General features: G+C 36.8%; 22 protein-coding genes, 3 pseudogenes and 1 other annotated feature. All 25 genes and pseudogenes read right to left on the bottom strand.

Annotation, left to right across the window (positions count from 1 at the left end; all coding sequences use genetic code 11):
• Positions 1–23: 23 nt before the first annotated feature.
• The 25 genes and pseudogenes from pheA to K9V48_RS03935 all read right to left on the bottom strand — a co-directional run bounded on the left by pheA (position 24) and on the right by K9V48_RS03935 (position 22,598).
• Positions 24–911, bottom strand: coding sequence for a prephenate dehydratase (gene pheA, locus K9V48_RS03815; protein ID WP_224137078.1), 888 nt, complete (start codon positions 909–911; stop codon positions 24–26).
• Positions 912–925: 14 nt separating this feature from the next.
• Positions 926–1,369, bottom strand: coding sequence for a transcriptional regulator ThrR (locus K9V48_RS03820; RefSeq protein WP_224137080.1), 444 nt, complete (start codon positions 1,367–1,369; stop codon positions 926–928).
• A 260-nt stretch (positions 1,370–1,629) separates the two neighbouring features.
• Positions 1,630–2,913, bottom strand: a complete 1,284-nt coding sequence (gene obgE / locus K9V48_RS03825; RefSeq protein ID WP_224137082.1) for a GTPase ObgE — start codon at positions 2,911–2,913, stop codon at positions 1,630–1,632.
• Between the two features lie 15 nt (positions 2,914–2,928).
• Entirely contained in the window at positions 2,929–3,465 is a 537-nt protein-coding gene (locus K9V48_RS03830; RefSeq protein ID WP_224137084.1) for a sporulation initiation phosphotransferase B, read from the bottom strand.
• A gap of 443 nt (positions 3,466–3,908) precedes the next feature.
• A complete protein-coding gene (gene rpmA / locus K9V48_RS03835; RefSeq protein ID WP_111613808.1) occupies positions 3,909–4,199 on the bottom strand; it encodes a 50S ribosomal protein L27 in 291 nt (96 codons plus the stop codon).
• Between the two features lie 16 nt (positions 4,200–4,215).
• A complete protein-coding gene (locus K9V48_RS03840; protein ID WP_224137087.1) occupies positions 4,216–4,551 on the bottom strand; it encodes a ribosomal-processing cysteine protease Prp in 336 nt (111 codons plus the stop codon).
• An 11-nt stretch (positions 4,552–4,562) separates the two neighbouring features.
• On the bottom strand, positions 4,563–4,871 hold the full coding sequence (gene rplU / locus K9V48_RS03845) for a 50S ribosomal protein L21 (RefSeq protein ID WP_111613806.1): 309 nt from the start codon (positions 4,869–4,871) through the stop codon (positions 4,563–4,565).
• A gap of 12 nt (positions 4,872–4,883) precedes the next feature.
• Positions 4,884–4,962, bottom strand: a sequence feature (ribosomal protein L21 leader region).
• Positions 4,963–5,154: 192 nt separating this feature from the next.
• A complete protein-coding gene (locus K9V48_RS03850) occupies positions 5,155–6,609 on the bottom strand; it encodes an Rne/Rng family ribonuclease (RefSeq protein ID WP_224137089.1) in 1,455 nt (484 codons plus the stop codon).
• A 133-nt stretch (positions 6,610–6,742) separates the two neighbouring features.
• Complete coding sequence (locus K9V48_RS03855) at positions 6,743–7,609, bottom strand: M50 family metallopeptidase (RefSeq protein WP_224137091.1); 867 nt, start codon at positions 7,607–7,609, stop codon at positions 6,743–6,745.
• Positions 7,602–8,387, bottom strand: coding sequence for a M23 family metallopeptidase (locus K9V48_RS03860; RefSeq protein WP_224137093.1), 786 nt, complete (start codon positions 8,385–8,387; stop codon positions 7,602–7,604). Before K9V48_RS03860 ends, K9V48_RS03855 begins: the two co-directional genes overlap by 8 nt.
• Before the next feature lie 564 nt (positions 8,388–8,951).
• Positions 8,952–9,755 carry a septum site-determining protein MinD gene (gene minD, locus K9V48_RS03865; RefSeq protein ID WP_224137095.1) on the bottom strand — a complete coding sequence of 268 codons (804 nt, stop codon included), beginning with the start codon at positions 9,753–9,755 and terminating at the stop codon, positions 8,952–8,954.
• Between the two features lie 2 nt (positions 9,756–9,757).
• Positions 9,758–10,441 carry a septum site-determining protein MinC gene (minC, locus tag K9V48_RS03870; protein ID WP_224137097.1) on the bottom strand — a complete coding sequence of 228 codons (684 nt, stop codon included), beginning with the start codon at positions 10,439–10,441 and terminating at the stop codon, positions 9,758–9,760.
• Between the two features lie 474 nt (positions 10,442–10,915).
• Positions 10,916–11,440 (bottom strand): rod shape-determining protein MreD, encoded by a 525-nt coding sequence (mreD, locus tag K9V48_RS03875; RefSeq protein ID WP_224137099.1) that lies wholly within the window; start codon positions 11,438–11,440, stop codon positions 10,916–10,918.
• Complete coding sequence (gene mreC / locus K9V48_RS03880; protein WP_224137101.1) at positions 11,437–12,354, bottom strand: rod shape-determining protein MreC; 918 nt, start codon at positions 12,352–12,354, stop codon at positions 11,437–11,439. Before mreC ends, mreD begins: the two co-directional genes overlap by 4 nt.
• Positions 12,355–12,453: 99 nt before the next feature.
• Complete coding sequence (locus tag K9V48_RS03885; protein WP_224137103.1) at positions 12,454–13,476, bottom strand: rod shape-determining protein; 1,023 nt, start codon at positions 13,474–13,476, stop codon at positions 12,454–12,456.
• 248 nt (positions 13,477–13,724) lie between these two features.
• Positions 13,725–13,928 (bottom strand): annotated as a pseudogene (locus K9V48_RS03890) (JAB domain-containing protein); the annotation flags it as partial.
• A 103-nt stretch (positions 13,929–14,031) separates the two neighbouring features.
• Entirely contained in the window at positions 14,032–15,843 is a 1,812-nt protein-coding gene (locus K9V48_RS03895; protein WP_224137105.1) for a reverse transcriptase domain-containing protein, read from the bottom strand.
• A gap of 558 nt (positions 15,844–16,401) precedes the next feature.
• Positions 16,402–16,893, bottom strand: a pseudogene (locus K9V48_RS03900) (JAB domain-containing protein); the annotation flags it as partial.
• Between the two features lie 158 nt (positions 16,894–17,051).
• Positions 17,052–17,621: a Maf family protein gene (locus K9V48_RS03905; RefSeq protein WP_224137107.1), complete on the bottom strand. Its 570-nt coding sequence runs from the start codon at positions 17,619–17,621 to the stop codon at positions 17,052–17,054.
• Positions 17,622–17,820: 199 nt separating this feature from the next.
• Positions 17,821–18,876 carry an SPOR domain-containing protein gene (locus K9V48_RS03910; RefSeq protein ID WP_224137109.1) on the bottom strand — a complete coding sequence of 352 codons (1,056 nt, stop codon included), beginning with the start codon at positions 18,874–18,876 and terminating at the stop codon, positions 17,821–17,823.
• A 121-nt stretch (positions 18,877–18,997) separates the two neighbouring features.
• A complete protein-coding gene (locus K9V48_RS03915) occupies positions 18,998–19,150 on the bottom strand; it encodes a hypothetical protein (RefSeq protein ID WP_224137110.1) in 153 nt (50 codons plus the stop codon).
• 1 nt (position 19,151) lies between these two features.
• Complete coding sequence (locus K9V48_RS03920; protein WP_224137112.1) at positions 19,152–19,916, bottom strand: prepilin peptidase; 765 nt, start codon at positions 19,914–19,916, stop codon at positions 19,152–19,154.
• Positions 19,913–20,314 carry a pilus assembly FimT family protein gene (locus tag K9V48_RS03925; protein WP_224137114.1) on the bottom strand — a complete coding sequence of 134 codons (402 nt, stop codon included), beginning with the start codon at positions 20,312–20,314 and terminating at the stop codon, positions 19,913–19,915. Before K9V48_RS03925 ends, K9V48_RS03920 begins: the two co-directional genes overlap by 4 nt.
• 148 nt (positions 20,315–20,462) lie before the next feature.
• A pseudogene (locus K9V48_RS03930) lies at positions 20,463–20,736 on the bottom strand (type II secretion system F family protein); the annotation flags it as partial.
• A 548-nt stretch (positions 20,737–21,284) separates the two neighbouring features.
• Positions 21,285–22,598 (bottom strand): bifunctional folylpolyglutamate synthase/dihydrofolate synthase, encoded by a 1,314-nt coding sequence (locus tag K9V48_RS03935; RefSeq protein ID WP_224137115.1) that lies wholly within the window; start codon positions 22,596–22,598, stop codon positions 21,285–21,287.
• Positions 22,599–22,605 lie beyond the last annotated feature (7 nt).

Raw genomic sequence — 22,605 nt, forward strand, 5'->3', positions numbered from 1 at the left:
TTTTCATTTAATATGAAATTATTTTATACTCCATTCCCAATATTCTTCTTTATTGAATAAGCCTCATAAGAACCCAATAGCTTAACACTACAGCCTAAGGCTTCAAGCTCAGCCTTAGCTCCTGGGATGAGGACATCGTCAAGTTGCATATCAATATCAATAATGAAAAAATAATTACCTAAACCTGTTTTCATTGGTCTTGACTCGATTTTAGATAAATTAAGTTTACGCCAAGTAAATGCAGATAATACTTGATGAAGAGCCCCTGATTGATCATCAGCTGGTAACGTAATCATCAATGTTGTTTTTTCTTTTTCTGGTGTTAAGTGCGGACTTGTATATTCAAGCTTTCTTGATGGATGTAAAATCGCAAAACGTGTATGATTATAGTGATAATCATGGATATTTTCTTTGACAATTTCCAATCCATACTCTTTAGCAGCAAGTTCATTCGCAATCGCTGCTACTGCCTCATCTGGATGCTGACTAACGTGTCTTGCGGCAGCACCAGTTGAAGTGGCTGTATCATATGGGATTCCTTTAAAATTTTGATGCAAAAATTTATGACATTGTGCGATAGCATGCGGATGAGAATAAACGCGAGTGATTTTTTCCCAATCGTTCTTTCTTGAAGGGTGCACCATAAAATGCTGTTCGATTGGTGCCACAATTTCTCCGACTATGTATAATGGTTGTTCGTGTATTAAATAATCAAACGTTAAATTAACCGAACCCTCTAGCGCATTCTCCGTAGGTACGACAGCAAAATCTATCTTTCCTTCAGCGACTGCATCAATGCATTGCGGAATCGTCGAATAGGATACCTCTTCCACTTCGTTCCCAAAAAAGGATTGTACAGCTAAATGTGTAAATGTTGCTCTTGGTCCTAAAAAACCTATTCTTTTTGTCAACTACTTCCAGCTCCTTATGCTCCTTGACCTAATATTTCTACCTTATCAACAAATTCCAACCTTCTTAACTCGGCCATCAACAGATTAATATCCTCGGTCATACCGTTCGTATTAAGAGAGAGTGTGACATTTGCACGACCTTGGATTGGAATTGTTTGGTGTATTGTTAAGATGTTACAACCAGCATTCGCTACTACTGCTAACAAGTCAGATAAAGTTCCGCTACGATCTTCGAGATGAAAAAATAATGTAATTAGCTTTTCTTTTACGATTGTGTGAAAAGGAAATACTGCATCACGATATTTATAAAAAGCACTTCGACTCATATCAACACGTTGAACTGCCTCCGCAACAGAATCAACCTTACCTCTCTCAATGAGCATCTTCACTTCAAGTGTTTTCTTCATCACTTCTGGTAAAATATCCTCGCGAACTAAAAAAAACGTTTCATCCTTCATATCTTCTCCCTCCCATCTTTTAACTCATTGTAGATAATTTATCATAATATTGGCTGAATTTCTTCTCTTTTCTTGAGAAAAAAGAGTTTTCAGACAAAATTATGTCGAATATTGATTTTTTAAAATAAAATGGAAACTAATCAATCGAAAAACTTCAATAGTTACAAAATTAAATTTCGCTTTTCTTATAAAAAAAAGAGAGCTCATTAATAGCTCTCACAAATTAGGCTAGCAAAACGCTCACGGCTGGAGGCTTCACATTATTCAACAAATTCAAATTCATACTCGAGTAATTTAACGATATCCCCGTCTTTTGCTCCTCTTTCACGTAGCGCCTCGTCTACACCTAAGCCGCGAAGTTGTCTCGCAAAACGTCTAATCGATTCCTCACGTGAGAAGTCTGTCATCTTAAAGAGCTTCTCGATTTTTTCTCCTGTAAGAATATAAGATCCTTCATCATCACGAGTAATAGAGAAGTTCGGCTCTTCCTTCTTAAATTCATACATAACTCGATGTTCTGCAGGTTCTTCTTCAAATAATGGAAACTCTGGCGTGTGCTCCATTACATCCGCAATTTCAAATAACAACTCACGAACTCCAGTACGAGTTATAGCGGAAATCGGAAAAATTTTCACATCATCTTCAAGTTTTTCCTTAAATTCTGCTAAGTTACCTTCCGAATCCGGCATGTCCATTTTACTTGCAACAATAATTTGCGGTCTTTCCGTTAAACGCAAATTATATTCCTTTAATTCTGCATTGATCGTTTTGTAGTCCTCATATGGGTCTCTACCTTCTAGACCTGACATATCAATCACATGAACGATGACACGTGTTCTTTCAATGTGTCTAAGAAATTGATGACCCAATCCAACACCTTGGTGTGCGCCTTCAATTAGTCCTGGAAGGTCGGCCATGACAAAGCTTCTTCCGTCATCTGTTTCAACCATACCTAAATTTGGTACAAGAGTTGTAAAGTGGTATTCAGCAATTTTGGGTTTTGCAGAAGAGACCACAGATAATAGCGTTGATTTTCCAACACTCGGAAATCCAACTAATCCGACGTCAGCTAATACCTTTAACTCTAAAACAACATTACGCTCGATACCCGGTTCACCGTTCTCAGAAAGCTCCGGAGCTGGATTTGCTGGTGTCGCAAATCTTGAGTTACCTCGACCACCACGTCCGCCTTGTGCAATCACAGCTTGTTGTCCATGCTCAGTTAAATCAGCAATAATTTGACCTGTTTCTTCATCTGATACAACTGTCCCAGGTGGAACCTTTACAATCATCGGCTGAGCATTTTTACCGTGTTGGTTTTTAGACATACCGTGTTCCCCGCGGGGAGCTTTAAAATGTCGTTTGTACCGGAAATCCATTAAGGTCCTTAAGCCTTCCTCAACTTCGAAAATGACATTCGCACCATTTCCACCATCACCCCCAGCTGGACCTCCCTTCGGTACATATTTTTCGCGACGGAACGCAACCATACCGTTCCCGCCATCGCCACCTTTTACATAAACTTTGACCTGATCGACAAACATCTGTCTTCCTCCGTTCTAAATGCCAAGTGAAATAACTGACGTTAATTCATATGTATCTACATGAAATTCATGTACAACCAATTGAGAATGATTAACAGCTTTTAACCAATCTATTAGTTGATCTTTATCTTTTATTATGCCATTAAAGTCAAAAAAGAAACGGACTTCTCCTTCTGTACCTACATTAATCGTAATATTTAAATGGTTTTCACTACCAAATTCAACTGCACTATCTAGTATATCCAAAAAGCTTTTACTCCAGTTTGTCACTGTAGTGTCATACGCTTCTAAAGACTGAACATTCCCTAAAACTTCGTACTCTAATCCAAAATGGTGGTTACTCCAATTAAATGTCATAAGATAACTAGCAAAGGATGGCATTTTCAAATTACTAAGTTTTGATTCTTGTTGTGCCTCAATTATGATTTCTTCTATAATTTCGTTCACACGATCATATTTTTGTAAAGAAAGATTTCCCTTAACTAATTGTAGTTTGTTCATCCAGTCGTGACGTGAATGACTTAATATATCGATAATATTCCATTCGTTCATTTTATTTTTCATTCTGATTTATTCTCCTATTTTCGATAAAAATTATTTTCATAAGGAGTTATACAAAATTAAGCTGTAATATGAATTATAACAAACATTAGGTTAGAACATAAGGGCAATTCTTAAAATAACGAAAATAGGAGTACGCGCTGTAGTTTGTCATAAGCTAAATATGTCTTATAGTTCAAAAATCACATTTATAGTCCGGAATTAGCTGATTTTCACAGAAAACATCAATTGATTGACCATTTTGCAAATAGAGCTAGATTGTGTCGTTACCGCACTATCCATTTACAAAGTGGTCAACTTATAACCTTCCATGCACATTTCCTATCCTAATTTATTGTTAGATGCCAAAGTGCTTATTTACAATACAAATTTTTCATTTGCCCTAGACATAAAAAAACTCTAACCTAAGATAGGCTAGAGTTTTCCACATGAACTTATGCTTCTTGTGCTACTGGATATACGCTAACTTTTTTGCGGTCGCGTCCGAAACGTTCGAATTTTACGACACCATCAACTTTTGCGTATAGCGTATCATCACCGCCACGGCCAACGTTTTCACCTGGGTAAATTTTTGTACCACGTTGACGGTAAAGAATTGAACCACCAGATACTAATTGTCCATCTGCACGCTTTGCACCAAGACGTTTCGACTGAGAGTCACGACCGTTTTTAGTCGATCCTACCCCTTTCTTAGATGCGAAGAACTGAAGATCTAATCTTAACATGAAGTTCACCTCCTGTTTATTTCATTATCGATATTGAAATATATTGTCCATAATCTCTTTCAATTGTTTGAAGTGAAACAAGCATACCCTCTAACAATAGTTGAACTTTATCACTAGTTGATCGGTCGAGATTGTCTGGCAATTTAACATGTAAATAACCACCATCTCCGCCTTGATCAATTTGTGGTTCAATGTTTGTAAGAGATAGTACTGCATTAACAGCACCAAAGGTAACAGCAGATGCTCCAGCGCAAACAAGATCCTTGCCATGTTCTGCGAACTCGGCATGTCCAGATAATACGAACGATGTTATAAGCCCCTCATTTGAACGATAAATTTTCGCATTTATCATTTCAAATCGCCTTACGCGTTGATTTTGTCGATTACAACTTTAGTGTATGGCTGACGGTGACCTTGTTTTTTACGGTAGTTTTTCTTAGCTTTATATTTGAAGACAGTGATTTTCTTTTGACGACCGTGTTTTTCAACTTTACCAGTAACAGTCGCACCGTCAACAGTTGGGCTACCAACTTTAACGTTGTCTCCACCTACAAATAAAACTTTGTCAAACGTAACAGTTTCACCTTGCTCAGTACCAAGCTTCTCGATATAGATCACTTGACCTTCTTCAACTTTAATTTGTTTTCCACCAGTTTCAATAATTGCGTACATTCCTTGCACCTCCTATAAACTCAGACTCGCCAAAACTAGGTGAATGAAAATCATTACTTTTAAACCTTATTTTGAGCGGTTGTAGCACGGGTGCGCTACAAATCATAACATTAAACATAATAACAAAAAACAATCAATTATGCAACTATAATTTTATTAGTATACAACGCGGTATCCCTTAGATTTTAAGGTCAGTTATTCGCAACCTATTCTTTGTTATCACCTGAATATTTTAGGTTGTGATTTTACTGCCCATTAAGAATGAGATATACGAAAATCAAGCTCATTTCAATCTCTTCATAATAAGATCCACATCTCCAATATGTCTGATACGATAACTAGGTAAAGTACTATCTAACTCTGAACAGATTACTTTAAATTTTAATGCAGCTTCAAGCTGCTTCAAATGATCTTCATTTATGCCTTTCAATAGTTCAATAACATCTGCTGTCGCTTCAACCCAAATCGCTTCTTCATCCATGTATTGATGCTCCCATAGCTCTCGTTCTAGCTTATATGCAATCGCCTCAGGTGTTGGAATTCGCCCAGTACCCTGACAAGTTGGACAACGATCTGTTATGCTTGCTTCAAGTGATTGGCGAACTTTTTTTCTCGTAATTTGTAAAATATTTAACTCTGTAAAACCAATAACCTTATGTTGAACCCGGTCTTTCTTCATCTCAGTCATAATCGTATCAACGACAGTTTTCTGATCTTCTTTATGCTTCATATCGATAAAATCAATTAAAACGATGCCACTTATATTTCTTAAGCGGATTTGTTTTGCGATTTCGATTGCTGCGAGCTTGTTTGTTTTAAGGACTGTATCACGCATCGATAATTTACCAGAAAATTTCCCTGTATTTATATCAATAATCGTCAGCGCTTCCGTTTGTTCAATCACAATATAGGAGCCATTCTTTAACCAAACAATTTGTTTTAATAACTTGTCAATTTCTGTTTCAATCTTATAGGTAGAGAAAATCGCTTCCTTTTTATCATGATAAATAATCGTTGAGCTTGGAAATTGCTGTTTTAGCTTCTGAACGCGCACAAATTGATCACAAATGATCGTATCTTCAGCATGGATCGCAAGCTCATTCACGATCCGATCAACAAAACTCTTTGCTTCAAATACACATACAGGCTTTTTACGACTAATGGTTGGCAAGGTTTGAAACTGCTGCTTTAGTCTTCTGTATTCCTTACTCAACTCATCCTTCGATTGATTCCTGCTCGCTGTACGAAAAAGAAGCCCCTCTTTGTCTTCTCGGAGCTCATGAGCTATTTGCAATAATCTATTTCTCTCATCCTCATCTGACAGTTTTTTCGATACAGCCACATAATCACCATATGGCATATAGACTAAGTGATTACCGCCGAATTCGATATTTGTCGTAAGCTTGGGTCCCTTTTGATCTGTCCCCTCCTTCACCACCTGAACGAGCAGTTGCTCCCCTTCTCTGACATAATGTGATATCGATGATAATGTATCAGAATTTTCACCCAGCTGATATGAAATTAAATCATTTCTGTGAATATATCCATTTTGCCTTAATCCGATATCAACAAAAGCAGCTTGCATCCCTGGCAGCACCTTTTCTACCCTACCAATATATATATTCCCAATCACTTCATCTTCAAATGAATACGTTTGATGTATTTCACAAAGTTGGTCATGCTCAAGAACAGCACATCGCACTTCCTTTGTTTTTTCATTTATTATTAGTTTACGCACTTTCTTTCTCCTTTTTCTCTAGCAAAGAAACAAGCTTCAGACGACTTGCATGTTCACTTAACATTTAGTTTTAATTGCGATATTTTTGTTTACTATAACACAAAAATATCATTAGCTCGAAATGGCGCAGTTGTCAATATGCGTATAGTAAGTCTCCTACTTTTGAATCAGTTAACTTATTAGCAAAATAAGCATGAAGTAATTCATTTTCATCCATCTCAGATACCTTTGCACCGTTTCGTTCCACGATGATTAAATGCTTACACCCTCTTTGAAATTGCAGCAAAACATTGTATACCAACTCAGATTCATCAACGACAATAGGCTTTAATTGATAAATCATTTCTCGCTTCCCATAATAACGCTCCATTAAAAATCGCAAACAACCATACATTCGATTTTTATATTCATGATATAAACTGTAAATAAGAAACATGATAATGATCAACAGATTCATGAGATTCGGTGAAAAAAACAGGGAAATCACTGCATAAAGCAATAAGAAAATGATTGATGTAGCAATCATATAATAATGCGCTTTCTTATACGGAAAATATTTCGAGAAAAGAATAAACAAGAGCTTCCCTCCATCTAATGGCCAAACAGGTAATAAATTAAAAAGGAGAATGGATACATTATAAAAAGTGAACAATTGATAATCAGCACTACCAATGACATTTGTAATGAGCAGTACATACGCTCCACCTTGAAGCCAAAGGTGCTGTACAGGACCAGATACCATTACAATTAGCTCTTGCTTTAAAGAACGATTTCCATATTCATCAACCTCAGCTACCCCGCCAAAAGGAAGAAGCATGATCGATTTAATTCTCCAAGAAAAAAAATGAGCACTCATTGCATGGCCCATTTCATGTACAAATACAATCAACAATAACAATAATACCGTTTTGAAATTTGCCGTAATGACACTAATGCCAATTATTACCCATAATAATGGATGAATGTGGATTTTCTGCAACAGTGTTAAATAATTATTCAAATTGTATCACCTGATTCGGGTCGATAAAATCATCACCCTTTTTAATGGCGAAATAATAGGTTCCTTTTTGTTTCTCATTTAATTTTGTTTTCCCTAACTCCTTTCCTTTTTCAACAAAATCATAGAGAGCAACTTCAACCTTCTCTAAATTCCCATACCACGATTCAGTTCCATCCCCATGCTGGAGAACAATCGTTAGTCCTGTTTCACTTTTTTCACCTACATCAATAATAATTCCTTCGTTCATCGCTTCAACAGAAGGCAGATCTGTTTCTACCATAATTCCTTGGCCATTATCCTCAAATGTTTCTAGCACTCTCCCAGTAGCAGGTACAGCTAGCTGGGCGGTTTGCGTTCCATTTCCATCTTCAATATTTTTATTCATTTTCGGATTAAAAAGAGCTAACGGCTCACCAAACTGGTCTCGATACCAATCGGAAACGGCAGCAAACTGAAATTCCTCTTCAAGTGAATAAGTGATCGCAGATTTAGCTTGATCAAACATAGGTGCACCGTTTTTAAACATAATCGCAGTGACCAAAACTACTACTGCTGACAATAATAGTTTAAACATAAATACTTCTGTACGAAAAAGCGGATGCTCTCCTTTTCCATTATCAGGCCCCCCTTCAAATGTTGGTGGAGAATAAACGCCATATTTCTCTTCATCGCTTAAAAATAACGATGTCCGGTTTGACATTTCATTGTCATTTGACAAACCTTTTTCGCGCTTTCTTTTTGCGATTCGTTTTCTTATTTCATCCGCTCGATGACTCATCTCCATCAATCCCTTTGCTAGTTTGTACAAGTTTATGCCTTGTCCCCTGGGGATATGATCAAATTTTTATTTACGAGTTGATAAAGAAAAGCTTACTTTATTCTTCGCCGGCAGTTCTCCACCTATCTTCATTTTCCCTCTCTTCAATCTTAAAATTAGAGGTTTACTCGCCGGTAAAAATGGCATAATAGTGTTATGACATTCCATTCATTTGCTTCTAGAAATTACTTTAAGCCAAGATACTTTTCTAACGAACAAGAACTAGAACAAAAGCGCAAGCGCCATAATCAGCCTCGAGCAAATAAGACGATCAGGAATAGAAGATGTTTTTTACCTTCAATTCCTGATTGGCTTAGACGCTAGAGGGACTGGATGCTTGCGCTAGATGTCGTGCGCTTAGCCGGAATTCAAGAATTCTCCAGTTTCCTATAACACAAAAAGACTAATGAAAGAAATTCGGTATTTCTTAAAGAAACATCGAATTTCAAACACTAGTCTTAAAGAAAAGACATCTGTTCCGCACAGCAAATGTCAATTCTATTAATCTTTTAATTTCATTAAAAATTAAACGCGAACACCAAAGAATTTTTTTATTTTTTTGAAAACTCCATTATTTTGCTCATCTAGTGATTGTAGTGGAACGGATTCGCCTAGGATACGGCGTGCAATGTTTCGATAAGCAATTGATGCGCGATTATTTGGGTCCATTACAATAGGCGCACCATTATTCGCTGCTTTTATTACCTCGTCATCATCAGCAACAATTCCTATTAAATCAATAGAAAGATGTGATACTATTTCATCTACATCTAGCATGTCCCCACTTTTCATTAAATGATTTCGAATACGATTAATAACTAACTTTGGTGGTTCAATAGGTTCTTTTTCAAGTAGTCCAATAATTCGATCCGCATCACGAACCGCTGAAATTTCAGGTGTCGTCACGACAACCGCTTTATCTGCCCCAGCAACTGCATTTTTGTAGCCTTGTTCAATCCCAGCTGGGCAATCAATGATGATATAATCATAATCTTGTTTTAATTCATCTACGAGCTTTTTCATTTGCTCTGGCTTTACTGCTGTCTTATCACTAGTTTGAGCAGCTGGCAATAAATACAACAAGTCCTCAAACCGTTTATCCTTTACAAGTGCTTGGTGTATTTTACAACGCCCTTCAACAACATCCACCAAATCATAGATAATCCGGTTTTCTAAGCCCATTACTACATCTAGGTTTCGAAGACCGATGTCTGTATCTATTAGGCAAACACGTTTGCCTAATATAGCTAAAGCTGTCCCTAAATTTGCAGATGTTGTTGTTTTACCAACTCCACCTTTACCTGAGGTAACGACAATCGCTTCACCCATAGTTAGATTCCTCCTTCAAACCTCGTTAGATTAGGTCGTAAATGAGTAAGTTGCTGTAATCGATCAATAATCATTTCATCGTTTTCATTTATATAGGCACATTCCATCTCGTTACCTTCAATTGGTAAACGATCGGGTGCACGATTAATGATTTCACTAATACGAAGCTGAGTTGGTTTCATTAATGAAGCAGCAATTACAGCCTTCTGATTACCATCCGCACCGGCATGAGCAATACCTTTTAACGCACCTAGTACAAAAATATTGCCTGCAGCAATAATTGTCCCACCTGGATTTACATCACCTATTAACAGTAAATCACCTTTAACCTTTAAAACCTGACCGGAACGAATGACCTTTGCAACAGATACGACTTCTGTTTCTTCCTTAAGTCTAACAGCTTCATCTTTTGTCATTACATTGCTTTCAATTATCTCAACAATAAGATTACGATTTTTCATAATGACTGATGCTAGCTTTTCTTGTTGTTCTCTATTAACGAAACGGTCTCCTACTTTGACCTTCACACCAATAACTGGCCCTGCTTCTTTTATATAATGTTTCAAAGATAGCATTTCCTCGAGTGCATGAAGTAACTGGTCAAAAGAACATGAATCATCGAGATGTAACGTTAAGCCATCTTTTGTGCCTTTAATCGTGACATATTGTTGTTTTTGGACCTTCATGACGTTCACCTCAACGATTTTACTATTCGACAGAAAAGCTTTAAATCCTTTTTTTATACACTTAGAATTTCTATCCTACGAATGATCGATAGTATAAGTAATACTAAGGCTTTTGCCTTAAGGACAAGACTCCAAACCACATTTTTTCTAAGATCAAAAAGTGCAAGCGCCTTGATCAGCTTAAGGCAAGCATAAGACGATCATGAATAGAAGGTGTTTTTTACCTTCAATTCATGATCGGCTTAGACCCAAGAGAGGCCGGACGCTTGCGCTGGATGTCGTGCACTTATCGACATTACAAGAATTTTATAATTTCCTAAACGAAGAAAAAGATCATAAAGTTTTACCATTTGACATCGTTTTCTTCTATCAACTATTCACTCTAGTCATAAGCTACTCCCTAATTAAAGGTGACAAACACCTTCTATTAGGGAACAGCTTATTTTCCCATTTCGTGCAAATGCTCATTTTTATCTATCGTATATCTTCAGACTCTTCGCTCTTAATTTTTGACAAGAATTTTTTAAACGGATAGATTATCAGAATGGCAACAACAGCATTTAATGCAAGCGTAGGTAATAATCTCAATGTCGTAAAATTGTATAAAGACATCTTTGTCGTGCCAATTAAATAATTCATTCCATATACATAAAACTCTAGTAAAGCAATCGATAGAATCGTCAGAAAGAGAACAATAAATGCATTTCTATGAAGAACGATCAACGCCTTTGAAATGAGATAAGCTAGAAATCCATAGGCAAAGAGATAAATCCCAATTACTTCTATGTAAACGACATCATGCAATAGACCGAACACAATTCCAAAAAGCATTCCTTGTGTCCGATTTAAGTAAACTGTTACGAAAATGACAACGATTAATATAAATCGGGGAATGTAAAACTGCTCTTCAGTTGCAAATGGAATATGTATGAGATGAGCAAAAATACTCTCACTGATAAAAGTAAAAAAAACAAGGAAAGGAAGAATGAAACGTCTCACGATTCCCCCTCCTTGCCAAGCTCCCCTACAGGATCTGTTGATGCCGCTTCTCGCACTGCAACCCAAACTCGGTCAATATCATAAAAATTTGCCGATGGTTTAACGTAAGCCATTTGTTCTAATCCGTATGAATCCGGCTCAATCTCAATAATTTCACCAATAGGAATTCCTTCAGGAAAAACTTCACCTTTACCTGATGTTATCACTTTTTGTCCTTCCACAAGCTTCACATCAGATTTAATGCGACGAAGCAAAAGCGCACCTTTTTCTTCGTCGTATCCTTCGATTAATCCCATCACCATTTCACCATTATTTTTGGTATCAGTTTCGTTCTCCTTATTTTCTAGGGGAAGTACTTCTGCTGAAATTCTGTTTTCAAGGTCTGTTGCACTTAATAATTGTACAGTAGAGGTAAACTGTGAAATGGATTTCACCTTTCCAATGAGCCCTTGTGCCGTGACAACTGCCATATTCGGCTCTACTCCATCCTGTGCACCTTTATCAATCGCTACATAATCATACCATCTATCAGGATTTCGACCTATAACAGTTGAAAAGATTGGATTATATTTTCTTAAGTCAGCTACATTACCTAACTCAGCCATTAATTTTTCATTTTCTAATTTATACACTTGAAGATCTGTCTCTAGCTGCATATATTCGTCAAGTCTACTTTTCAGCAACTCATTTTCTTCATAGGTATTTTTTAAATCATTTACATTTTCAAAGAAATCCGAAACATAAAGTGCCGGTTTATGAAAAATAGACTGAAAAACACTTACTGTATCCTGTAAAAATTGCTCAGGCCAAGACAATTCTCGATCCTTCTTTATGGAAAAACCAATCAATGCCACTAAAACAATAATACTTACTAGCAACAAGATAAGGCGTTTATTCAGGAAAAACTGTGGCATGATGAACACCCTCTTAACTCATATTTCCGTTTCAAAACTTGCCTCTACTAACAGTAGAAATATGACGGACATCGCCTGACAGCAAAGGCTAAATCTAAATTATCGGCTTTCTCTAGCTCTATTTTTAAATAAATCAATATGCTCTAGTGCTTTTCCAGTTCCAATTGCTACACAGTCCAACGGATCTTCAGCTATTAGTACCGGCATATTTGTTTCTTCTCCAATTACCTTATCAAGGTTACGAAGCAACGCACCACCACCAGTTAACACAATACCGCGATCCATTATATCTGCTGCAAGCTCTGGAGGAGTCTTTTCTAATGTATTTTTTACGGTATCTACAATTGTGTACACTGTATCCTTTAACGCTTCGGCAATTTCTGCTGCTGTAATCTCAATCGTTTTTGGTAAGCCTGTTAAAAGGTCTCGCCCTCTGATCTCCATGTTCTCTACGCCTTCAGGAGAATCTGCTGAGCCTATCTCAACTTTAATGGCTTCAGATGTACGATCACCAATCATTAGGTTATACGTTTTTCGAATATATGTAACAATCGCCTCATCCATCTCATCACCCGCAACGCGAATCGATTGACTAGTTACAATTCCACCAAGCGAAATAATCGCAACCTCTGTTGTACCACCGCCAATATCAACAACCATGCTTCCTGTTGGTTCCCAAACTGGTAAATTCGCACCAATCGCTGCTGCAAATGGCTCTTCAATTGTATAGGCATCTCTTGCTCCAGCTTGTCTAGTAGCATCAATAACAGCGCGTTCTTCAACAGCTGTTATTCCAGACGGAACACAAACCATCACATACGGCTTTCTTGAGAGAGTACCTTTCGTTTTGATTGCATTTTTAATAAAATACTTCATCATTGTAGCAGTTGTTTCATAATCGGCAATAACTCCATCCCTCATGGGACGTAAAGCAACGATATTTCCAGGTGTTCGACCAATCATGTTTCGCGCATCATTACCGACAGCGACAATTTGTTTTGTATCTGTTCGCAGGGCAACGACAGATGGCTCACGTACGGCAATTCCTTTTCCTTTAATAAATACGAGTGTGTTTGCAGTCCCTAAATCTATCCCAAGGTCTCTTGTACCAATACCAAACATAGGGTGTATCTTCCTTTCCGAAACGAATATATATTTTTTAATATTTTTAGGAAAATTGACAGAATACAACTTTCTTCATTTTGAGGGTTTGACTACTTTCAGTTCTGAACTGTTTATGTTTTTGCATCAAATGAGGTTAGTTTAACGAATCTGACTACATTACTATTTCCTTGATTTCACTTGAGTTTTTCCAAACTAAAAAAGACTCATAAACCTTATTATATCTTAATTACACAAAAAAAAAAGTATTACACGTAGCCTTTTTCTTTCAAACTGACAAATTTTTGTTCACCAATAATAAGATGGTCCAAAAGTTCTATGCCTAATATCTTACCACATTCACTGAGACGCTTTGTTACTTCTATATCTTCCCTACTCGGTGAGGGATCTCCACTAGGATGATTATGGAAGCAAATCAATGATGCCGCTGAGCGTTTAAACGCTTCCTTGAAGTAGGGTAAGAACCCGGCGCCTTGTTTAGTTTCCTAAGCAGGTTTCCAAGAACTCCCCTCCAAACCGTACGTACTCCTCTCAGAGTATACGGCTTTCCATTTATCAATCTAACTTCCCATTGTGTAGGTCATGGTGGCATTTCACACACATTGCAATCGTTTTTCGATTTCTTGCAATCATGATTTGTTCCCATCGCTTTTTTCCTTTTAGATTCTTAAGCTTGTTGACATGGTGCATTTCTAATGAAACATTATCTATACCACACCATTCGCAATTTTCAGCTAAAAGGCGTTCAATGAGACTTGTTCTGCCACCAAATTGAACTGTAATCGGTTCTATATCAACCACTTCATTATTAATCTTTGTATTCTTTTCCATTCTTTGTTCTATGAAGTATGCAATACGTTGCCCATCTTTCGTCTTGTAGCGAATACCAAAGTTTCCGTTTATAGAAAATTTGTTAATTATTTTGCTAACGGTACTCTTATATTTATTAGCATAGGTTTTTATCATGCTGTATTTCATGGTTTGGCGGAAAGATTGCAAGACATGCACATTACTAGCTAGTCGATAGTAATTGTACAGTCCTCTTATTTCGGCATTGTATTGTCTTATGATTTCTATGTCATCATTACGGAGTAAATACGGTCTATGAGTCGGTTTCCATTGATTATCTTTCCCGAGGCTTAATGCACCAAGGTCAATGAGTTTTTTGATGTATTTTTCGTGAGGTACAAAGAGTTTGGCTTGGAAATTAAACTTTCTTTTTTTCGTGCCATTAGGCATTTTCATTGTTTGCCAATCTCTAGCTACTCTAATATCATACCCAAGAAATCTTGCATTCTTTTTGCTATGCGTAATCAACGTCTTTTCCGCACTTAGTTCAAGTTTTAGTTTATCAGCTAGAAAAACAGTTAAATCCTTCTTGATTTTCTCTACTTCTTCTTTGCTTGCTATTACACCAATAAGAAAATCATCTGCATATCTCACATATTTCATTCTACGATAGTTCGGGTCAAACAGATCCTTACTGTCATGTTTGATTAGCTCTTTGTAAAGTGCCTTCAATTCATTGGCCCTTACAGCTCTAGTTTCTTTATTTAAATTTGACCACTCACGTTTATTCTTATATTTACGATAGTTTATTTTCGACGCTAGATTATGGTAGGTTAGATTATGCCTGCGTTTATCACCTTTATTGAATATTGATGTATATTCTTCAACATACTTATCCAATTCATTAAGGTAGATATTAGAGAGAGTTGGGCTAATAATACCACCTTGTGGAGTTCCACTGAATGTTTTATGAAATACCCAATCTTCCACATAACCAGCACGTAGAAATTTCCAAATCAAGTTGATAAATTTTTCATCCTTGATTCTTCTTCTCAAGATGTTGATAAGAGTATGATGGTCAATATTATCAAAGAATCCTTTTATGTCACCTTCAATAAACCAACGAGTGCCAGTAAAGGTATGTTTAATTTGCTTAAGAGCCGTATGACAACTTCTATTCGGTCTGAAAGCATGTGAGTTTTCAGAGAATGCAGGTTCATAGATACTTTCAAGAATTCTTCTGGTTACTGCTTGAACTAATTTATCCTCAAAAGTTGGTAATCCTAAAGGTCTTAGTTTTCCATTCTTTTTTGGAATATAGGTTCTTCTTGCAGGATTAGGTTGATATGTTTGATTTCTAAGCTTTTCAATAAGAGCATCTATTCTTTTTACACTCATGCCGTCTATGGTATCTTCATTTATACCTTTGGTGTTACTTCCTTTATTAGGATAGATTTTGGCATATGCGTCTAAGAAAAATTCAATGTTATATAGATTCCGATACAATCGCTTAAAGGTGTAATTTTCTTCAATCGCCTTGGAAGTTAGACTGCTTAATACTACTTTTGGATTTCTCATAGAGCCTCACGCTCCTTCCCAATTTTGCATTAAACCAGATAAACTACTCTCCTTCGCCATGTAATAGGCTTTCCCTATCTCGGACTACTACGAGAGTTCCGTTGCCTTATTGGATATTTAGACACGATTGTCATAGCCTTTGTGGCGTTCCAACTTAGGCAATCCCCATTTAGTCATTTAGAAACTTAGCCATTCATAGTTTCGGATGTGACTTTCGCTCGTTTCTTCCATAAAGAAGTTGGTCAGAATAGTATCATTTCATGTTCCTCGAAGTGTTTAAAGAACATGCATATTCTGTTCAGCGTTTATCGTTACCTCCCGCTGAAGGTCCCCGTAGTCCCCCTTGAGCTATCATTTAAGCAATCCAGCTTTCATCCTTGTCTATGAGTTTCATCTCGCCATTCCGTCGTGCCTTGGTAACTAGACAACTTATGGCTTTGCCAACATGCTACACTCCCCGCTTGGTTTCCCTTACGGATAAGTTGGCTGATGATAGGGTAACGATTGTGATATTTCCCTACTGCGTTGCCAATGCAGATTTTCTAAATGCCCTTATGGGCGCACTACTTCGCGTGGATGGACGATTGATGCATTTAAGCTCCCAATGAACACCGTTTGTTTATGAAGAACTTGATTTTTTGTATTTAAATATAAACAAACAAAGTGCTCCTGACTTAAAAAACGCATTTCCTCCATCACATAGTTTGCGCCATCTTGTGGAGAGCGAATCACATAACGGTCATCATACGTAAGACGATTCATCCTTTTCCCTAGTTCAAGCGCAGCCAATATTTGTACCGCCTTTGCCTTTCCAATTCCTGAAATCGTTGTAATCTCTTCAACAGATGCATCCTTTAACATTCTGATTCCTTCAAAATGTTTAAGCAGCTTTTGAGAAAGCTCAAGAACTGATTCTTTTTTTGTACCAGTTCGAAGTAATATTGCAAATAACTCCTGATTCGATAGTTTGTCGGGCCCTTCATTTAATAATCGTTCTCTCGGACGTTCTTCTTCAGGGTAATCGCGAATTTTAAAAGATGAAACTTCCATTTTTCCTCCTTCGCTTCCCTTTCTGCTCATAAAGTATTACGATCGACTGATTTAAATGTATTTATATGATAAACCTACTTTACCGCTTTATTCCTAAAAACAGGCCTGCTTTCCAATATTACTTTCATCATATTATTTTTGGGTGTTGCTAGTTACTCTCAGAGTTTAAACCCCATTTTCAGCAACTCGCGTTTTATTCGAGCAACAGGAAGACCGACAACAGAATAATAATCTCCGTCAATTTTTTTTACTAATAAAGCACCAAATCCTTGAATTCCATAGGCTCCTGCTTTATCCATTGGTTCACCTGTAGAGACATAATCCGCAATTTCCTTATTTGAAAGCGAAAAAAATGTAACACTTGTTTTTTCATAAAAGGAATGGACATCGTCGCCTCGAATGATCGATACTCCTGTGTATACTTCATGTGTTTTGCCTGACAACATTTGGAGCATCTTCATGGCCTCGTCTTCATTAAATGGTTTCCCTAGCATACGGTCCCCATATACAACGAGGGTATCTGATCCAATGACAAATGAGTCCTGATTTGTGCTTGCAACACTTGCTGCTTTTTGCTGCGCTAATGACTGGACCACTTCTCCAGGATGAAGCTTTTCGTCAACAATTTCCTCAATATCACTTTTGATCACCTCAAATGGTATGCGAAGAAGTTCAAGAAGTTCCTTTCTGCGGGGGGATGCTGAAGCTAAGATGAGGTTTGAATTCATGGTGTTTTCATCCTTCCTTTGTTTCGGATTAGAAGATACGATTACATCGTACCAAACGAATGTCAATTGGACAATTTGCTAAATTTCATTTTTCCCTTCTAAAAGTAAAAAGAAAGAGACTTGACACAGGTTTGTCATATTTCAAACTCCGTAATTGAAAACGAGTTTGAATTAATTCTTACCTAGTTCTCGCCTCTTATTACATACTTAATTTACTCATCACGTCTAACAGCAATTGTTGTGCTTCCCAGCCATTATTATTTTTTATATACTCTGAACTTTGCAGAAGCTTTTCAACTAACTCCTTTTCACCATTACTTGCATTAATTTCGTTAACAATTGATTCGATTTTACTCACATCTTCTTTGGTGACACTATTACCGTTTGCTACTTGAGAGGCAAACGAAGATAATTCCTCAATAGAACTTGCCCACTGTTCGGAGGAACTACTAGTAGCAATCGTTAGGGATAATTGTTTTCCACCCCAAAATTCACTAAAACTCCCTTGTTTATAAAGTTCATTTAATCCATCTGTCTCAGCTTTTTCCTTTCCTAAACCCGCAAATACAGTATAAGTACCATCTTTCTCAAGGACAGTCGATGCAAATCCTTGATTTTTTATTTCAGAAGCAACTATTTCCGCACTTTCTTTCGCTGAGAAAATCCCACCTTGGACAGCATATAATTGAAGTGTTGCTGTTGATGTTGTTCCTGTTGCTGATGTCGGTTCTGCGCCTTTATCATCTTTATCATCTTTATCAGCGTTTTCTGGAGCTTGAGTACTATCGTTTGTTTCATTATTAGCAGGTGTTCCTGCTGCTGGCATGTCTTCATTTGAGAGGAAATTTAATGCCACATAACCAAACAGCAAGCCTAATCCTACCGCCATTAAAAGAATCATCAAAACTCGCTTTAACGGCAGCTGGACAATTTTCTTTCTAAAATTACTTTTATTCTTGTTTGGATAAAAATATGGTGTGACGGTTTGCTTCGCAAGGATTTTCTTTTCCTTTGCAGGTGTCACAACCTTAGGATCATCCATAAATACTTCATCCTCACCTACATCTGGTAACAACCATGGGAATTCATCTTCTTTGTCTAGCGGTTGTTTTGCTGAAGCCACCTCTTTTTCAGCCTCAAGCTTTTCATCCCCAGATGTAAAAGGAATTTCCTCTGTCGTTTCTTTAGCCTGTGCCCTAGCGCTTTCCGTGCCATTTATTTTTATCTTTATCGTGTTTGACGTTTGCTTGTCCATTTGTCTACCACCCTTCCCTGCTAAAAACACGTGCGATCATTTTGCCTATAATGCTAACAGAAAGGTTAAAAAAAAGAACAAGACATTTGTCGTCTTATCCTTAATAGTTTTCGTCAAATTTCTAAGATTGTTCTTCTTTATCCTCACTTATATATGGAAGTAATGGGCTGTTTTTTAAGCCTGGTAGTGGGACTTCAAGAGTTGGCATTTCATCCTCTACGTCGGTTAGTGTCGGATAATAGTATGCAGAAAGCTTCATTTCATAATAAATCAAATTAACCTCCAGCAGTATATCCAATAAAAGAAAGATAAAGATGAATGAGCTGATCCCCAAAGTAATAGGCAATTAAAGTTCCGACCATAATGGATGGTCCAAATGGAATTGGTTCTCGTTTCTTATGCTTTCCTTGTAGAATTCGAATCATTCCAAATATGGTTCCGACTAAAGTTGATAAAAAGAAAGCAAGAAGAACGATTTTCAACCCTAAAACAAAGCCAAGTACGCCAAATAGCTTTATATCACCGCCCCCCATACCTCCTTTGCTAACAACCGCAATCGATAATAGGAGAACAAGAGCGACAATTCCACCAATGATCGAATTATACCAAGGATCTAATGGATAGATGATTCGTTCAATTAGAAAGAGTCCAAGAAAGAACAGTAAGATTCGATCAGGTATGAGCATATATGTAATATCAGAAACAAAAATAATCATAAATAACGATACTAATGTCAAGGCAATTAGTAATTCAAAATTCCAGCCGACAAGTAGTAGTGAAACCAGAAATAAAACCGCTGTCATCAACTCAACAAACGGATACAAAGGAGAAATTCTTGTGCCACACTTTCGACATTTCCCCCTCTGGTTGAGAAAAGAAACAACAGGAATTAATTCCACTGCCGTCAATGTGTGATGACACCTTGGACAAGCTGACCGAGGTGCGACAATTGATTGATTTATTGGGACACGAAGACCGACTACGTTGTAGAAGGAGCCTAGGAGAAGACCGTAGATAAACAATAATAATGGAAGTATCATTTTTTAGTACCTATTTTTCCATAAGAAATTAAATCATTTTCTGAAGTTTCAGTCGTTTTAGTTGCGGTACTGTCAATTATAGGTGCAGCATTGTATCCTGCAATTGAATATTCACCATCTTTATATTTAACGGTAAAAGAATCGTCATCTACATTATCTAAATACGAAGATAATATACCTTGGTCAAATGACGCAGAAGCTGGATTTTCAGTTCTAGCAATTTTTGCCGTATTAATAATTTGAATCGCCTCTGAAACAGTAGCCTTTTTATCCGTTTTATCAATCACATTCCCAATACTAGGTACCGCAATCGCAGCAATAATCCACAAAGCAACGATAACAGCAAGTAACTCTATCAACGTTAAACCACGTTGATTTTTCAACATTGTTTTCATCATTAATCTCCATCCCCATTTTTTTCGTAGTTTAATATAACTATGGTTTTTTAACCCAATTAATTATATCAAGACTTTTTAACTATAAACATCTGTTTTTTGACAATTACCAATCCTGTTTTGTTAAAAAATCAAACATTGGAATCATATCTTAAGTGACTATAATCCTAACTGCTCCCGCTAATAAGATAATCATCAGTGGTTCAATTAAGGACTTTATATCTATCTGTTCCTTGTTCGACATCACCCTCGTAAAAATCAGCTACTTTTGCTAGCATTTCATCAAGTGCTCCTGTTTCTTCACCGATTGCAATCATTTGAACGATGAGTGGTGGGAAAACCCAATGCTCCTTCATGAGTTTTGTAAGTGAACTTCCTTGCTCTAATGATGCCCGCGAATCTCTTAGCACTCGCGCATCAAATTCTAACTTAATTTTTAATAAACACTAAACAAAGGAATTAAAGACAATACAACACTCTATATAACCGGTGCTACTGATTTTAAATCGCACATTAATGGAATCGCTGACTCAAAAATTTATATCAATGGTAGTACTACTATTGGTGACATTACCAAGGCATAAGGAGATCAATACTTGTTTTTATTGGAGCTTTAGATTTTAAAAGTGATAATGGTAGTGGAAAAGTAAAAATAAAAGGACTAAGTGAAACATCTATATATATTAAGGGTTCAGTGAACTTATATAATGTTGATTTCGAACATGTTGACTCTACTTCAAAAATTTGTGTCGATGGTAGCGTCGCCTTCCCACCAAATAATGTGAGAATACATTCGAAGAAAATAAATAATATTGATTTTGAAAAATATTGTGGCGGTACAACTAGTGAAGGAGCAAAAAGCAGTTTACTTATTTGATCAAACTTTCTTTATAAAGAAGAACTTGATGTTACTCATGATTATTACTAAAAAACAAAAGCTGTTGCCATCTTGTCAACAGCTTTTATTTGACCATTAATACACGGTTTTATCATTTATAAGATAATTCCTAACCTCCGAAATAAAATAAAGAGACCCCGTAACCAAAAATACATCGTCTTGTTTATATTCTAGTTGAACAATTTCCTCTATCGCATTTACCCATGAGTCATTATATTTTTTATTTGTTAGTGTACATTCATGATAAAGCTCAACCGCTTTGGCAGCTCGCGGAAAATCAAATGATGTAAATGTCATACTAGTAGCGATTGCCTGAAGTTGATTGATCATTGGTGTAAACTCTTTATCCGCTAATGCACTAAAGAGAATATGAATTCTTTTCCCTTCATAGTGTCTTTTAACTGTCTGAATTAAGCTTTCAACACCTTCTAGATTATGTGCTCCATCTAGAATAATTAATGGGTCTTTGCTAATCGTCTCAAAACGGCCTTTCCATATCGTTTTTTCGAGACCAGCTATCATATCGTCCTCATTTAGTTCGATGGCATTTTTACTCTTTAAAAAATCAAGTGCAGTGATTGCCAAAGCTGCATTTTTAATTTGATGTTCGCCCTTCATCGTTAACATCAAGTAATTGTGCTGTTTAAAAGGCGTATCCAATGAGAATACTTCCTTCCCATCTTTTAAAGCACTTTCAATAATCGTTATTTCCTCACCTAATCGATATAATGGTGCTCTTCTTTCATTTGCCACTTTACGAATCACGGCTAATGCATCTTGATCTTGTACCCCAGTAATTACAGGAACATTCTCTTTCATTATCCCTGCCTTTTCACTAGCAATTTCCTCAATTGTCTCACCAAGTATATTCATATGATCATACCCTACATTCGTAATAATCGATAATATCGGCTCAACAATATTCGTTGAATCTAGTCTTCCACCTAAGCCTGTCTCAAGCAACAGAAAGTCTGGTTTATTATATGTTCCAAAATAAAGAAACATCATTGTCGTGATGATTTCAAACTCTGTAGGTCCATCAAGCTCTGTTTTTTCAAGTTCCTCAACATATGGCTTCAGTTCATTTACAAGCTCAAGCATGTCTTGATCAGAGATTGGTTGTCCGTTCACACTTATTCGTTCGTTAAATGTTTCAATGTATGGCGAAGTAAAGGTGCCAACTTTATAACCAGCCTCTGTCAGCATATGTAACATATATGACACTGTTGATCCCTTTCCATTTGTTCCTGCTACATGAATGGTTGGAATGTTTTTGTGTGGATTATCGAGTGCTTCTAACAGCCACTCCATTCTTTTTAATCCTGGCTTTACGCCGAATTTTAAGCGACTATGAATCCAGTCAATTGCATCTTTAGCATCCTTAAACATCTTGATC

The sequence above is a fragment of the Metabacillus rhizolycopersici genome, from assembly GCF_020075705.1.